At 61.5% G+C, this 15456-nt stretch carries 15 protein-coding genes; 14 read left to right on the top strand and 1 reads right to left on the bottom strand.

Annotated features, from left to right (window positions below):
* Positions 1 to 7: 7 nt before the first annotated feature.
* Positions 8 to 964, bottom strand: a complete 957-nt coding sequence (locus tag KPHS_38680) for a transaldolase A (RefSeq protein YP_005228168.1) — start codon at positions 962 to 964, stop codon at positions 8 to 10.
* Between the two features lie 294 nt (positions 965 to 1258).
* On the opposite strand from KPHS_38680, the gene KPHS_38670 reads away from it, so the two are divergent.
* From KPHS_38670 to KPHS_38540, 14 genes are all read left to right on the top strand, one after another.
* A complete protein-coding gene (locus KPHS_38670; RefSeq protein YP_005228167.1) occupies positions 1259 to 3538 on the top strand; it encodes a malic enzyme in 2280 nt (759 codons plus the stop codon).
* A 218-nt stretch (positions 3539 to 3756) separates the two neighbouring features.
* On the top strand, positions 3757 to 4092 hold the full coding sequence (locus KPHS_38660; protein YP_005228166.1) for a putative carboxysome structural protein in ethanol utilization: 336 nt from the start codon (positions 3757 to 3759) through the stop codon (positions 4090 to 4092).
* 12 nt (positions 4093 to 4104) lie between these two features.
* Complete coding sequence (locus KPHS_38650; RefSeq protein YP_005228165.1) at positions 4105 to 4584, top strand: putative ethanolamine utilization protein; 480 nt, start codon at positions 4105 to 4107, stop codon at positions 4582 to 4584.
* Positions 4562 to 5251 carry a putative regulator of ethanolamine utilization gene (locus KPHS_38640; RefSeq protein YP_005228164.1) on the top strand — a complete coding sequence of 230 codons (690 nt, stop codon included), beginning with the start codon at positions 4562 to 4564 and terminating at the stop codon, positions 5249 to 5251. The genes KPHS_38650 and KPHS_38640 overlap by 23 nt, the downstream gene beginning before the upstream one ends.
* Positions 5248 to 6054 carry a putative cobalamin adenosyltransferase in ethanolamine utilization gene (locus KPHS_38630; RefSeq protein YP_005228163.1) on the top strand — a complete coding sequence of 269 codons (807 nt, stop codon included), beginning with the start codon at positions 5248 to 5250 and terminating at the stop codon, positions 6052 to 6054. Before KPHS_38640 ends, KPHS_38630 begins: the two co-directional genes overlap by 4 nt.
* On the top strand, positions 6044 to 7060 hold the full coding sequence (locus tag KPHS_38620; RefSeq protein ID YP_005228162.1) for a phosphotransacetylase: 1017 nt from the start codon (positions 6044 to 6046) through the stop codon (positions 7058 to 7060). Before KPHS_38630 ends, KPHS_38620 begins: the two co-directional genes overlap by 11 nt.
* A 38-nt stretch (positions 7061 to 7098) precedes the next feature.
* A complete protein-coding gene (locus tag KPHS_38610; RefSeq protein YP_005228161.1) occupies positions 7099 to 7389 on the top strand; it encodes a detox protein in 291 nt (96 codons plus the stop codon).
* A 128-nt stretch (positions 7390 to 7517) separates the two neighbouring features.
* Positions 7518 to 7805 carry a detox protein gene (locus KPHS_38600; protein ID YP_005228160.1) on the top strand — a complete coding sequence of 96 codons (288 nt, stop codon included), beginning with the start codon at positions 7518 to 7520 and terminating at the stop codon, positions 7803 to 7805.
* A gap of 11 nt (positions 7806 to 7816) precedes the next feature.
* The gene (locus KPHS_38590) at positions 7817 to 9220 is read left to right on the top strand and encodes an ethanolamine utilization protein (RefSeq protein ID YP_005228159.1); all 1404 of its coding nucleotides are present in this window, start codon (positions 7817 to 7819) and stop codon (positions 9218 to 9220) included.
* Positions 9221 to 9229: 9 nt separating this feature from the next.
* Complete coding sequence (locus KPHS_38580; protein YP_005228158.1) at positions 9230 to 10069, top strand: ethanolamine utilization protein; 840 nt, start codon at positions 9230 to 9232, stop codon at positions 10067 to 10069.
* The gene (locus KPHS_38570; RefSeq protein YP_005228157.1) at positions 10059 to 11246 is read left to right on the top strand and encodes an ethanolamine utilization enzyme; all 1188 of its coding nucleotides are present in this window, start codon (positions 10059 to 10061) and stop codon (positions 11244 to 11246) included. The genes KPHS_38580 and KPHS_38570 overlap by 11 nt, the downstream gene beginning before the upstream one ends.
* Positions 11247 to 11445: 199 nt before the next feature.
* Positions 11446 to 12678 carry an ethanolamine utilization, putative transport protein gene (locus KPHS_38560; RefSeq protein ID YP_005228156.1) on the top strand — a complete coding sequence of 411 codons (1233 nt, stop codon included), beginning with the start codon at positions 11446 to 11448 and terminating at the stop codon, positions 12676 to 12678.
* Complete coding sequence (locus KPHS_38550) at positions 12675 to 14078, top strand: reactivating factor for ethanolamine ammonia lyase (RefSeq protein ID YP_005228155.1); 1404 nt, start codon at positions 12675 to 12677, stop codon at positions 14076 to 14078. The genes KPHS_38560 and KPHS_38550 overlap by 4 nt, the downstream gene beginning before the upstream one ends.
* Positions 14079 to 14089: 11 nt before the next feature.
* Positions 14090 to 15451, top strand: coding sequence for an ethanolamine ammonia-lyase, heavy chain (locus tag KPHS_38540; RefSeq protein ID YP_005228154.1), 1362 nt, complete (start codon positions 14090 to 14092; stop codon positions 15449 to 15451).
* Positions 15452 to 15456: the final 5 nt, after the last annotated feature.

Raw genomic sequence — 15456 nt, 5'->3', positions numbered from 1 at the left:
CGTGAGACTAAAGTGACAGTTTGGCGGCAAGCAGATCTTCCAGTTTGCGCTGATCGACGGCGAACAGGCGGATCCCCTCCGCTAGCTTTTCGACCGCCATCGGATCCTGATTATGTTCCCAGCGGAACTCCGCTTCACTGAGCGGCACCGGACGCGGCAGGATCTGGCTGGCAGGGATCAGTTTGCGCACCACCGGGGTATCGCTGGCCTGCAGCTCTTTTAATAAAGGCGGGGCGATGGTCAACCGGTCGCAACCGACCAGCGCCAGGATCTGCTCGGTGCGGCGGAAGCTGGCGCCCATCACGATGGTGTTGTATTTATGCTGTTTGAAATAGTCATAGATATTGCGCACCGATTTCACCCCCGGATCTTCCTCCACCACGTAAGGCTCCAGCGGTTTGCGCGCCTGATACCAGTCATAAATACGCCCAACGAACGGGGAGATGAGATAAACCCCGGCCTCGGCGCAGGCCCGGGCCTGGGCGAAGGAAAACAGCAGCGTCAGGTTGCAGTGGATCCCCTCTTTCTCCAGCACCTCCGCGGCGCGGATCCCCTCCCAGGTGGATGCCAGCTTGATCAGGATCCGCGACTTATCAATGCCCATCTCCTGATACAGCGCCACCAGATGGCGAGCCTTCTCGATACTTTTCTCGCGGTTGAAGGAGAGCCGGGCGTCCACCTCGGTGGAGACCCGTCCGGGAATGCTTTTGAGGATCTCCGCGCCAAAATTGACCGCCAGCTTATCGCAGGCGTGAGTCACCTGCGCTTCGCGGCCGCCACCCTGTTTTTTGGCCCAGGCGATAGCGTCGTCGATGAGGCCGCTATAGGACGCCAGGCCGGCGGCCTTCAGCAGCAGAGAGGGGTTGGTGGTGGCGTCTTCCGGATGGTAGTGGCGGATGGATTCGATGTCTCCGCTGTCGGCGACCACCGTGGTGAACTGCTTGATGCTGTCTAACTGATTCATGGATAAGTCCTCCTGGAACAAGGTGTTACATGAGTGCTTGCCGGTATACGGTATAAACATTGATGAGGTACATAACCAAAAAGCATAGCAGACAGGGCTATTATTGGCGGCGAATCCGGGTAACATAACCGCTATAAATTGATAACAACAAAATCATAACGATGGCCAGAGTTTGGCGGTGTTCAAAGTTTATCGCCCCGCCAGGAGGGATACTGTCTGCCACTGAAAGGTGAACGACAGGATGGTCATCACGCTTTTCCCCTACGAACGATACGTGAAAGAAAGGAATAGAAAATGGATGAGCAGTTAAAACAGAGCGCCCTCGATTTCCACGAATTTCCGGTTCCCGGAAAAATCCAGGTCTCGCCGACCAAACCTCTCGCCACCCAGCGCGATCTGGCGCTGGCCTACTCGCCGGGCGTCGCAGCCCCCTGCCTGGAAATCGAAAAAGATCCGCTGGCCGCCTACAAATACACTGCCCGCGGCAACCTGGTGGCGGTCGTCTCCAACGGCACCGCGGTGCTGGGGCTCGGCAACATCGGCGCGCTGGCCGGTAAGCCGGTAATGGAGGGCAAAGGCGTCCTGTTTAAGAAATTTGCCGGTATCGATGTGTTTGATATCGAAGTCGATGAGCTGGATCCGGACAAATTCATTAACGTCGTCGCCGCCCTCGAACCAACCTTCGGCGGTATCAACCTGGAAGATATTAAAGCGCCGGAGTGTTTCTACATCGAGCAGCAGCTGCGCGAGCGGATGAATATCCCGGTCTTCCATGACGATCAGCACGGCACGGCGATCATCAGCACCGCGGCGATCCTCAACGGTCTGCGCGTCGTCGAGAAGAATCTGTCCGACGTGCGGATGGTGGTCTCTGGCGCGGGCGCGGCGGCGATCGCCTGTATGAATCTGCTGGTGGCGCTGGGGATGCAAAAGCACAACATCGTGGTCTGCGATTCGAAAGGCGTTATCTATAAAGACCGTGAGCCGAACATGGCGGAAACCAAAGCCGCCTATGCGGTGGAAGACGATGGCAAACGCACCCTCGATGACGTGATCGACGGCGCCGACATTTTCCTCGGCTGCTCTGGCCCGAAAGTGCTGACTCAGGAGATGGTGAAGAAGATGGCGCGCGCGCCGCTGATCCTCGCCCTGGCCAACCCGGAGCCGGAAATTCTGCCGCCGCTGGCGAAGCAGGTCCGCGATGACGCCATCATCTGTACCGGCCGCTCCGACTACCCTAACCAGGTCAACAACGTACTTTGCTTCCCGTTCATCTTCCGCGGCGCGCTGGACGTCGGCGCGACGGCGATCAACGAAGAGATGAAGCTGGCGGCGGTGCATGCGATTGCCGAGCTGGCCCATGCCGAGCAGAGCGAAGTGGTGGCCTCCGCCTACGGCGATCAGGATTTAAGCTTTGGTCCGGAGTACATCATTCCGAAACCATTCGACCCGCGGCTGATCGTCAAGATCGCCCCCGCGGTGGCGAAGGCGGCGATGGACTCCGGTGTGGCGACGCGCCCGATCGCTGATTTTGACGCCTATATCGAGAAACTGAGCGAGTTCGTCTATAAAACCAACCTGTTTATGAAGCCTATCTTCTCTCAGGCGCGCAAAGAGCCGAAGCGCGTGGTGCTGGCGGAAGGGGAGGAGACTCGGGTGCTGCACGCCACCCAGGAGCTGGTGTCTCTGGGACTGGCCAAACCGATTCTGGTGGGGCGCCCGAGCGTGATTGAAATGCGCATCCAGAAGCTGGGCCTGCAGATCAAGGCCGGCGTTGACTTTGAGATCGTCAATAATGAATCCGACCCGCGGTTTAAAGAGTACTGGAGCGAGTACTACCAGCTGATGAAGCGCCGCGGCATTACCCAGGAGCAGGCGCAGCGGGCGGTGATTAGCAACACCACGGTGATTGGCGCCATCATGGTGCATCGCGGTGAAGCGGATGCGATGATCTGCGGGACTATTGGCGAGTACCACGATCACTACCGCGTGGTGCAGCCGCTGTTTGGCTATCGCGACGGCGTCAGCACCGCCGGGGCGATGAATGCGCTGCTGCTGCCGAGCGGCAACACCTTTATCGCCGATACCTATGTCAATCACGATCCGTCGCCGGAAGAGCTGGCGGAGATCACCCTGATGGCGGCGGAAAGCGTGCGACGCTTTGGTATTGAACCGCGCGTGGCGTTGCTGTCGCACTCCAACTTTGGCTCTGCCGACTGTCCGTCAGCCAGCAAAATGCGTAAAACCCTGGAGCTGGTGAAGGCCCGCGCCCCGGAGCTGATGATCGATGGCGAAATGCATGGCGACGCCGCGCTGGTGGAAAGCATCCGCAACGATCGCATGCCGGACAGCCCGCTGAAGGGGGCGGCCAATATTCTGGTGATGCCGAATATGGAAGCCGCCCGGATCAGCTATAACCTGCTGCGCGTCTCCAGTTCGGAAGGGGTGACCGTCGGGCCGGTGCTGATGGGGGTGGCGAAGCCGGTGCATATCCTGACGCCGATCGCCTCCGTACGTCGGATCGTTAATATGGTGGCGCTGGCGGTTGTTGAAGCGCAAACCGAACCGCTGTAATTTTCTATTTCCCCCGTTAACGCGCGGATCCGTTTCCGCGCGCAATATCAGGCAGGCCGGTGAGTAAAAAACGCTGAGCCTGCCTTTTTAATTCCACCGCAATATTATTTTCTCTCCTGAGTGATCCACTTCACCTTTTAACCCCACTTGCCGAAATTTGTTATTTGCCGCGCTGAAATGTCGTCACCATGAGGACAGATTTCAGGGGGCAATCAGTCATGGATAAAGAACGCATTATTCAGGAATTCGTACCAGGCAAACAGGTCACGCTGGCGCATCTGATTGCCCACCCGGGAGCGGAGCTGGCGAAAAAGATCGGCGTACCCGAATCCGGCGCGATCGGCATTATGACGCTGACGCCGGGAGAAACGGCGATGATCGCCGGCGATCTGGCGATGAAGGCCGCCGACGTGCACATCGGTTTTCTCGACCGGTTTAGCGGCGCGCTGGTGATCTACGGCTCGGTCGGCGCGGTGGAGGAGGCGCTTCTGCAGACCATCGGCGGATTAGGCCGCTTATTAAATTATACCTTGTGCGAATTAACGAAAAGTTAATTGAGAGCGACCATGAAGCGTATTGCGATTGTCGGCGCCGTCGGTGCAGGAAAAACCACGTTATTTAATGCCCTGCAAGGGAATTATTCCCTCGCCAGAAAAACGCAGGCGCTGGAATTTAACGATCGTGGCGACATCGATACACCCGGGGAATATTTCAGCCATCCGCGCTGGTATCACGCCTTAATTACCACCTTGCAGGATGTGGACACCCTGATTTATGTCCATGCGGCCAATGATACCGAAAGTCGCCTGCCACCCGGGTTGCTGGATATTGGCAGCCGAAAGCACCTTATCGTGGCGATCAGCAAAACGGATCTGCCGGATGCCAATGTCGCCGCGGTGCGGCAGCTGCTGGACGGGATGGGGTTTCAGGCGCCGGTTTTCGCCCTCAACGGTTGCGATCCGCAAAGCGTTGCGCCGCTGGAAAATTACTTGAGTGAGCTCAGCCAAAAGGAGGAAGGGCCAGGTGAAGAAACTCATTACCGCTAACGATATTCGTGCCGCCCACGCGCGCGGCGAACAGGCGATGTCAGTAGTTCTGCGCGCCAGCATTATCACCCCGGAAGCGCGCGAAGTCGCCGAGCTGCTGGGATTCACTATCACCGAAGACGATGGCGCCGCGCCGGCGGCGACAGCGGCGGACAGCGACAAAACGGAAAGCCAGCGGATCCGGGAAACCATCCTGGCGCAGCTGCCGGAAGGCCAGTTTACCGAAAGCCTGGTGGCGCAGCTGATGGAAAAGGTGATGAAGGAGAAGCAGTCCCTGGAGCAGGAGGCGATGCAGCCGGGATTTGACTCCGTGACCGGCAAAGGCGGCATCAAAGTGATCGACGGCAGCAGCGTGAAGTTTGGCCGCTTCGACGGCGCCCAGCCGCACTGCGTTGGCTTAACGGACCTGGTGACTGACCAGGATGGCAGCAGCATGGCGGCCGGATTTATGCAGTGGGAGAACGCCTTCTTCCCGTGGACGCTGAACTACGACGAAATCGATATGGTGCTGGAGGGCGAGCTGCATGTGCGCCATCAGGGGGAAACGCTGGTCGCCAAAGCGGGGGACGTCATGTTCATCCCGAAAGGCTCCAGCATCGAATTCGGTACCCCGTCGACGGTGCGCTTCCTGTACGTCGCCTGGCCGGCAAACTGGCAATCGCTATGAACGATTTCATTACCGAAGCGTGGCTCAGAGCGAATCATACGCTCAGCGAAGGCGGTGAAATCCATCTTCCTGCCGATGCCCGCCTGACGCCCTCGGCGAGGGAACTGCTGGAAAGTCGGCATCTGCGGGTCAAATTTCTCGACCGCCAGGGGCGCCTGTTTGTCGAGGATGACGAACAGACGCCGCAGCCGGTGCATGTCCTGACCAGCAGCGACCATCCGCCCCAGGCCTGCTGCGAGCTTTGTCACCAGCCGGTGGGCAAAAAGCCGGACACCTTAACTCATCTGACGGCCGATACCCTGGTGGCGAAAAACGATCCGCGGCTGGCCTTCCGCGCGGTGCTGGACAGCACCATCGCCCTGACGGTGTGGCTGCAAATTGAACTGGCGGAGCCCTGGCAGCCGTGGCTGACGGATATCCGTTCGCGGCTGGGCAACATCATGCGCGCCGATGCGCTGGAGGAACCGCTGGCGGCGCAGTCGATAGCCGGATTCAGCGAGGCGCAGCTGCATCGTCTGTCCCATCAGCCGCTGCGTTACCTGGGTCACGATCACCTGGTGCCGGAGGCCCGCCATGGGCGCGATGTCGCGCTGCTTAATTTGCTGCGCGGCAAAGTGCGCGAGGCGGAGGTGACCGCGGCGCAGGTGTTTATTACGCCGCAATTTGCGGTCCAGCGTGCCGATATTCTACAGGCGCTCAACCGCCTCTCCAGCGCGGTCTACGTGATGATGATCCTGGGCGTGACGGACGCGCCGCCGGCGCTCAGCCAACTGCAGCAGCTGGGAGGTGAAGATGATCATTGACCAGTGTCGCAAACTGGCGCTGCGCGCCCCCGCCAGGGTGGTGTTCCCGGATGCGCTGGACGTCCGCGTGTTGAAGGCGGCGCATTATCTGCAGCAGCAGGGCCTGGCGCATCCGATCCTCGTCGCCAGCCCCTTCGCGCTGCGGCAGTTCGCCCTTGGCGAACGTCTGCCGCTGACCGGGGTGCAGGTCATCGATCCGCACAGCAACCTGGCGATGCGCGAGACGTTTGCCGCCGCCTGGCAGGCGCGCGCCGGCGATAAAGCGCCCGCTGACGCGGTCGACAAGCTGGCCGACCCGCTGATGTTCGCCGCGGCGATGGTCAGCGCCGGGCAGGCCGAGGTGTGTATCGCCGGAAATCTCTCGTCAACCGCCAGCGTGCTGCGCGCTGGTCTGCGCCTTATCGGCCTGCAGCCGGGGTGTAAAACGCTCTCTTCGCTGTTTCTGATGCTGCCGCAGTATACCGGACAGCCGCTGGGGTTTGCCGACTGCAGCGTGGTGCCGCAGCCGACCGCGGCGCAGCTGGCGGATATCGCGATTGCCAGCGCTGAGACCTGGCAAGCGATCGCTGGCGAAGCGCCGCGGGTGGCAATGCTGTCCTTCTCGACACACGGCAGCGCCCGGCATCCCTGTGTGGCTAACGTCCAGCAGGCCACGGAGATCGTGCGTCAGCGGGCGCCGCAGCTGATGGTCGATGGCGAGCTGCAGTTTGACGCCGCCTTTGTACCGGACGTCGCTGCGCACAAAGCGCCCGGCAGCCCGCTGCAGGGCCGGGCCAATGTGCTGGTCTTCCCGTCGCTGGAGGCGGGCAACATCGGCTACAAAATCGCCCAGCGGCTGGGCGGATATCGCGCCATCGGGCCGCTGATCCAGGGCCTGGCCGCCCCGCTTCACGACCTCTCGCGAGGCTGTAGCGTAGAGGAAATTATCGAACTGGCGCTGGTGGCGTCGGTACCGCGCCAGACGGACGCAAGCCGGATCCCCGACTCGTCCACGCTGGTTGAATGAATGGTCCCCTTCAGGACCCCTTATGAGAGGAAAACACAATGGAAGCATTAGGAATGATTGAAACCCGGGGCCTGGTTGCACTGATTGAGGCCTCCGACGCCATGGTCAAAGCGGCCCGCGTCAAGCTGGTGGGAGTGAAACAGATCGGCGGGGGCCTGGTGACCGCCATGGTGCGCGGCGATGTCGCGGCGTGCAAAGCCGCGACGGATGCCGGGGCGGCGGCGGCTCAGCGTATCGGTGAGCTGGTCTCTGTACATGTCATCCCGCGCCCGCATGGCGATCTGGAAGAGGTCTTCCCGATTAGCTTCAAGGGCGACAGTAACATCTAACGGGGGAGGGGGTGCCGGAAAGTTCTGGCCGGATAAGACGCCAGCGCGTCGCTATCCGGCCATGAAAAGGCATGAATGCCGGATGGCGTTGCGCTTTTCCGGCCTGCACATCACACGCGGAGACGGACATGAAGCTGGCTGTGGTAACCGGATATGTGGTCTGCACCGTACGCCATGAAGGTCTGGCCCACGACAAACTGCTGATGGTGGAGATGCTCAATGCCCGCGGCGAGCCCGACGGGCAATGCGCGGTCGCCATCGACAGCATCGGCGCGGGATGCGGAGAGTGGGTACTGCTGGTCAGCGGCAGCTCGGCGCGACAGGCGCACGCACACGGCGCCTCTCCGGTCGATCTGTGCGTGATTGGTATCGTGGATGAGGCCGCGGCCGATGGTCAGGTGCTCTTCCATAAGTAGGGTGAAAAATCATGAATCAACAGGACATTGAACAGGTAGTGAAAGCGGTACTGCTGAAAATGAAAGACAGCAGCCAGCCTGCCGGCACCGTTCATGATATGGGCGTTTTTGCCTCACTGGATGACGCTGTCGCGGCGGCAACGGTGGCCCAGCAGGGATTAAAGCGGGTGGCGATGCGTCAGCAGGTGATTCAGGCCATTCGTGAGGCGGGTGAAAAGTATGCCCGTGAACTGGCGGAGCTTGCGGTGACGGAGACCGGCATGGGACGCGTTGAAGATAAGTTTGCCAAAAACGTGGCGCAGGCGCGCGGCACGCCGGGCGTGGAGTGTCTGACTCCGCAGGTGCTCACCGGCGATAACGGCCTGACGCTGATTGAAAATGCGCCCTGGGGCGTGGTGGCCTCGGTGACGCCGTCCACCAATCCGGCGGCGACGGTGATCAACAACGCCATTAGCCTGATAGCCGCCGGCAACAGCGTGGTCTTCGCCCCCCATCCGGCGGCGAAAAAGGTCTCGCAAAGGGCAATTACCCTGCTTAACCAGGCGGTAGTGGCCGCCGGCGGCCCGGCCAACCTGCTGGTGACCGTGGCGAACCCGGATATCGACACCGCCCAGCGGCTGTTTAAGTACCCTGGCATCGGCCTGCTGGTGGTGACCGGCGGCGAAGCGGTGGTCGAGGCGGCGCGCAAACATACCAACAAACGCCTGATCGCCGCCGGGGCCGGCAACCCGCCGGTGGTGGTGGATGAGACCGCCGATCTGCCGCGCGCCGCGCAGGCGATCGTCAAAGGCGCCTCGTTTGATAACAACATTATCTGCGCCGACGAGAAGGTGCTGATCGTGGTCGATAGCGTCGCCGACGAACTGATGCGCCTGATGGAAGGCCAGCAGGCGGTGAAACTCACGGCGGCGCAGGCCGAACAGCTCCAGCCGCTGCTGCTGAAAAATATCGACGAGCGCGGCAAAGGCACGGTCAGCCGCGACTGGGTCGGCCGCGATGCGGGCAAAATCGCCGCGGCGATTGGCCTGCAGGTGCCGGCGCAAACCCGTCTGCTGTTCGTGGAAACCCCCGCCAGCCATCCGTTTGCGGTGACTGAACTGATGATGCCGGTGCTGCCGGTGGTGCGGGTGGCGAACGTCGAGGAGGCCATCGCCCTGGCGGTGCAACTGGAAGGCGGCTGCCACCATACGGCGGCGATGCACTCGCGCAATATCGACAACATGAACCAGATGGCGAACGCCATCGACACCAGCATCTTCGTCAAAAACGGGCCGTGCATCGCCGGGCTTGGGCTGGGTGGCGAGGGCTGGACCACCATGACCATCACCACCCCAACCGGGGAAGGGGTGACCAGCGCGCGGACCTTCGTTCGTCTGCGCCGCTGCGTGCTGGTGGATGCGTTTCGAATCGTATAAGGGATGAACATGGCGCACGACGAACAACGCTGGCTTTCGCCGAGACTGCAAAAAGCCGCTGCCCTGTGTAACCAGGAGCCCGCCGCCAGCGAGTCGCCGCTGTGGCTGGGCATCGATTTGGGCACCTGCGACGTGGTGTCGATGGTGGTTGACCGTGACGGCCAGCCGGTTGCGGTATGCCTTGACTGGGCCGACGTGGTGCTCGACGGCATCGTCTGGGATTTCTTTGGCGCCGTCACCCTCGTGCGCCGACATCTTGCGACTCTCGAGCAGCAGCTGGGCTGCCGCTTCACCCATGCGGCGACCTCGTTTCCGCCCGGCACCGATCCGCGCATTTCGATCAATGTCCTGGAGTCCGCCGGGCTGGAGATCAGTCATGTGCTGGATGAGCCTACCGCGGTGGCCGATCTGCTGCAGCTCGATAACGCCGGGGTGGTGGATATCGGCGGCGGCACCACCGGGATCGCCATCGTTAAACAGGGCAGGGTGACGTATTCGGCGGATGAAGCCACCGGCGGCCACCATATCTCCCTGACTCTGGCCGGGAATCGCGGCATCGGGCTTGAGGAGGCGGAGCAGTACAAGCGCAGCCACGCCGGGGAGATCTGGCCGGTGGTTAAGCCGGTGTACGAGAAGATGGCCGAAATTGTCGCCCGACATATTGCCGGACAAGGGATTGTCGATTTGTGGCTGGCAGGCGGCGCCTGTATGCAGCCGGGTGTGCATGAGCTGTTTCGTCAGCGCTTCCCGGCATTACCGGTGCATTTGCCGCAGCACAGCCTGTTTATGACCCCGCTGGCAATCGCCAACAGCGGGAGGGAAAAAGCGGAGGGGATGTATGCAAGCTGAACTGCAGACGGCGCTGTTCCATGCCTTTGATACGCTGAATCTTCAGCAAATGAAAAGCTTCAACGTTCCGCCGGTGACGCTGCACGGCGTCGGCGCGCTGGCGGCCTGCGGTCCGCAAGCGCAGTCCCGAGGCCTTAGGCATCTGTTTGTCATGGTTGACAGTTTTCTCCATCAGGCGGGAATGACCGCCGGGCTGGAGCGTAGCCTGGCGATGAAAGGGATTGCTATGACTCTCTGGCCCTGTCCCGCCGGCGAACCCTGCGTCACCGATGTCTGCGCCGCCGTCGCCCAGCTGCGGGACGCGCGCTGCGACGGCGTGGTGGCCTTTGGCGGTGGATCGGTACTGGATGCGGCGAAGGCGGTGGCGCTGCTGGTCGCCAATCCTGAGCAGACGCTGGGGGAGATGACGGAGCACAGCGAGTTGCGTCCACGTCTGCCGCTAATCGCGGTGCCGACCACCGCTGGTACCGGGTCTGAAACCACCAATGTGACGGTGATTATCGATGCGGTGAGTGGACGCAAACAGGTGCTGGCGCATGCCTCGCTGATGCCGGATGTGGCGATCCTCGACGCCGCGCTGACCGAGGGCGTCCCGCCGCATATCACGGCAATGACCGGGATTGATGCGCTGACCCACGCCGTCGAGGCCTACAGCGCCCGCCACGCCACGCCGTTTACCGACAGTCTGGCGATGGGGGCGATAGCCATGATCGGCGAGGCGCTGCCGAAAGCGGTGGGCTGCGGTCAGGATCTGGCGGCGCGGGAGAATATGCTGCTGGCTTCCTGCATGGCGGGGATGGCGTTTTCCAGCGCCGGGCTGGGGCTATGCCATGCCATGGCGCATCAGCCGGGGGCGGCGCTGCATATTCCGCACGGTCTGGCCAACGCCATGCTGCTGCCAACGGTGATGGAGTTTAACCGCATGGTACGCCGGGCGCGCTTCAGCCAGATCGGCCGGGCGTTAACCGGCAAGAAAACCGATGACCGCGAGGCTATCGCCGCCGTGCGCGAGCTGATCGCCGAGGTCGGTCTGACGATGCGGCTGACGGAGGCTGGCGCGACGTCCGCGCACTACGACGCCTGGGCGCAAGCGGCGCAGGAGGACATCTGTTTGCGCACCAATCCACGCACCGCCAGCCGGGAGCAGATTATCGAGCTGTACGCGGCGGCGCGATAAATGCCGATTTTCCCGGAGGCGTGTGGCTGTGGCTTTCCCGGCTCGTGCTGCGCTTAGCCGGGCTACAGGATCACAGCCGTCTGCTATGCCGTAGCCCGGGTAAGGCGTTCACGCCGCGGCCCGGGAAAGTCGCCTGAGTGCGGCTAATGTCCCGGTATTCACAGTATCTACAAATCATAAATGACAGGGAGTAAGGGCTATGGGAATTAACGAAATCATCATGTACATCATGATGTTCTTTATGCTGATTGCCGCCGTGGACAGGATCCTGTCGCAGTTCGGCGGCTCGGCGCGCTTTCTCGGCAAACTGGGGAAAAGCATTGAGGGATCCGGCGGTCAGTTTGAAGAAGGGTTTATGGCGATGGGCGCGCTGGGCCTGGCGATGGTCGGGATGACCGCCCTGGCGCCAGTGCTGGCTCATCTGCTTGGTCCGGTGATTATTCCGCTGTATGAGATGCTCGGCGCCAACCCGTCGATGTTCGCCGGCACGCTGCTGGCGTGCGACATGGGCGGTTTCTTCCTCGCTAAAGAACTCGCGGGCGGCGACGTGGCGGCCTGGATGTACTCAGGCCTGATCCTCGGCTCTATGATGGGTCCGACCATTGTGTTCTCCATTCCGGTGGCGCTCGGCATTATCGAACCTGCCGATCGCCGCTGGCTGGCGCTCGGCGTGCTGGCGGGCATTGTCACCATTCCCATCGGCTGTATCGCCGGCGGTCTGGTGGCGATGTATTCCGGGGTGGAGATCAACGGCCAGCCGGTAGAGTTTACCTTCGCGCTGATCCTGATGAATATGATCCCGGTGATCATCGTCGCCGTGCTGGTGGCGCTGGGGCTGAAGTTTATTCCGGAAAAAATGATCAACGGCTTCCAGATCTTCGCCAAATTCCTCGTGGCGCTGATCACCATCGGCCTGGCGGCGGCGGTGATCAAGTTCCTGCTCGGCTGGGAGCTGATCCCGGGGCTCGATCCGATCTTTATGGCGCCTGGCGACCAGCCCGGCGAGGTGATGCGCGCCATCGAAGTCATTGGCTCTATCTCCTGCGTGCTGCTCGGCGCTTACCCGATGGTGCTCCTGCTGACCCGCTGGTTTGAAAAGCCGCTGATGCGCGTTGGTAATCTGTTAAAAATCAACAATATGGCTGCCGGCGGCATGGTCGCTACCCTGGCGAACAATATCCCGATGTTCGGCATGATGAAGCAGATGGATACCCGCGGAAAAGTGATCAACTGCGCCTTCTCGGTGTCAGCGGCGTTCGCCCTCGGCGACCATCTCGGTTTTGCGGCGGCCAATATGAACGCCATGATCTTTCCGATGATTGTCGGCAAGCTGGTCGGCGGCGTTACCGCGATTGGCGTGGCGATGCTGCTGGTGCCAAAAGATGAAAACGTACCGGCGCCTGCCAACAACGAAGCGGAGGCGCACTCGTGAACACGCGCCAGCTGTTGAGCGTCGGTATTGATATCGGCACCACCACCACGCAAGTGATCTTCTCGCGCCTCGAGCTGGTGAACCGCGCGGCGGTTTCCCAGGTGCCGCGCTACGAATTCATCAAACGCGACATTAGCTGGCAAAGCCCGGTCTTCTTTACGCCGGTTGATAAACAGGGAGAACTGAAAGAGGCCGAGCTTGAGGCGCTGATTCTGGCTCAGTACCGGGCCGCAGGGATCGCTCCACAAGCGGTGGATTCCGGGGCGATCATCATCACCGGCGAAAGCGCGAAAACCCGCAATGCCCGCCCGGCGGTGATGGCGCTCTCGCAGTCGCTAGGCGATTTTGTCGTCGCCAGCGCCGGGCCGCATCTGGAGTCGGTCATTGCCGGACACGGCGCCGGGGCGCAGACCCTGTCCCGGCAGCGGATGTGCCGGGTGCTCAATATCGATATTGGCGGCGGTACCTCGAACTATGCCCTGTTTGACGCCGGAAACGTCAGCGCCACCGCCTGCCTCAACGTCGGCGGCCGCCTGCTGGAAACCGACGCTCAGGGGCGCGTGGTCCACGCGCATCCGCCGGGGCAGCGGATTGTCGATGCGCTGTTTGGCGCCGGCACTAACGCCCAGGCGCTGACCGCCGGGCAGCTGGCGCAGGTGGCGCGCCGGATGGCGGCGCTGATCGTCGAGGTGATCGAGGGCACCCTCTCACCGCTGGCGCAGGGGCTGATGCAAACCGAAGTACTGCCTGCGGGTGTTCAGCCGGAGGTGATTACCCTTTCCGGCGGAGTGGGGGAGTGCTACCGCCATCAGCCCGCCGATCCTTTCTGCTTTTCCGATATCGGGCCGCTGCTGGCCACGGCCCTGCACGAGCATCCGCGCCTGCGTGAGATGAACGTGCAGTTCCCGGCGCAAACCGTGCGCGCCACGGTGATTGGCGCCGGGGCGCATACGCTGTCCCTGTCCGGGAGCACCATCTGGCTGGAGGGGGTTCCATTGCCGCTGCGCAATCTGCCGGTGGCTATCCCGCAGGATGCCGCCGATCTGCCGAACGCCTGGCTCCAGGCGCTAACGCAGCTCGATCTGGCCCCCGAGGCGGACGCTTACGTGCTGGCGCTTCCCGCTTCACTTCCGGTGCGCTACGCCACCTTACTGACCGTAATTGACGCCCTGCTGGCGTTTGTCGCCCGCTTTCCCAATCCCCGTCCGCTGCTGCTGGTGGCCGAGCAGGATTTTGGCAAAGCGCTGGGCATGCTGCTGCGGCCACAGCTTCCACACCTTCCGCTGGCGGTCATCGATGAGGTGAGCATCCGGGCGGGAGACTATATCGACATTGGTACGCCTCTTTTTGGCGGATCGGTTGTGCCGGTGACGGTGAAATCACTCGCATTTCCTTCCTGAGGGAACGACTTATGAAACTAAAGACCACATTGTTCGGCAATGTTTATCAGTTTAAGGATGTAAAAGAGGTGCTGGCGAAAGCCAACGAACTGCGTTCGGGGGATGTGCTGGCGGGGGTAGCGGCGGAGAGTTCGCAGCAGCGCGTGGCCGCCAAGCAGGTGCTCTCCGATATGACGGTGGCCGATATCCGTAATAACCCGGTGATCCCGTATGAGGAGGACTGCGTTACGCGCCTGATCCAGGATGACGTGAACGAAACCGCCTATCAGCGGATTAAACACTGGACCATCAGCGACCTGCGGGAATACGTGCTCAACGACGAGGTCACCAGCGACGATATCGCCTTTGTCCGCAAAGGGCTGACCTCCGAGGTGGTGGCTGCGGTGGCCAAGATCTGCTCCAACGCCGATCTGATCTACGGCGGTAAAAAAATGCCGGTGATCAAAAAAGCCAATACCACCATCGGTCTGCCGGGGACCTTTAGCTGCCGCCTGCAGCCGAACGATACCCGCGACGATGTGCAGAGTATTGCCGCGCAAATCTATGAAGGGCTCTCCTTCGGCGCGGGCGACGCGGTGATTGGCGTCAACCCGGTCACTGACGACGTGGAGAACCTGAGCCGGGTGCTGGATACGGTGTACGGGGTGATCGACAAGTTTAACATCCCGACCCAGGGCTGCGTGCTGGCGCACGTCACCACCCAGATTGAAGCCATCCGCCGCGGCGCGCCGGGGGGGCTTATCTTCCAGAGCATCTGCGGCAGTGAAAAAGGGCTTAAAGAGTTCGGCGTCGAGCTGGCGATGCTCGATGAAGCGCGGGCGGTGGGGGCGGAGTTTAACCGCATCGCCGGGGAGAACTGTCTTTACTTTGAAACCGGGCAGGGCTCGGCGCTTTCCGCTGGCGCTAACTTCGGCGCCGACCAGGTGACCATGGAAGCGCGTAACTATGGCCTGGCGCGGCACTACGATCCGTTCCTCGTCAACACCGTGGTGGGCTTTATCGGGCCGGAGTATCTCTATAACGACCGGCAAATCATTCGCGCCGGACTGGAAGACCACTTTATGGGCAAGCTGAGCGGCATCTCAATGGGCTGCGACTGCTGCTATACCAACCATGCCGATGCCGACCAGAACCTCAACGAAAACCTGATGATCCTGCTGGCGACCGCAGGCTGCAACTACATCATGGGCATGCCGCTCGGCGACGACATCATGCTCAACTACCAGACCACCGCCTTCCACGATACCGCGACCGTGCGCCAGCTGCTGGGCCTGCGGCCGTCGCCGGAGTTTGAACGCTGGCTGGAAACGATGGGCATTATGGCAAATGGTCGCCTGACCAAACGGGCGGGCGATCCGTCACTGTTCTTCTGATGACG

It is taken from the genome of Klebsiella pneumoniae subsp. pneumoniae HS11286, from assembly GCF_000240185.1.
Taxonomy (GTDB): Bacteria; Pseudomonadota; Gammaproteobacteria; order Enterobacterales; family Enterobacteriaceae; genus Klebsiella; species Klebsiella pneumoniae.
Note: the sequence above shows the minus strand (reverse complement) of the source record. Positions and strands in the feature narration are given on the sequence as shown.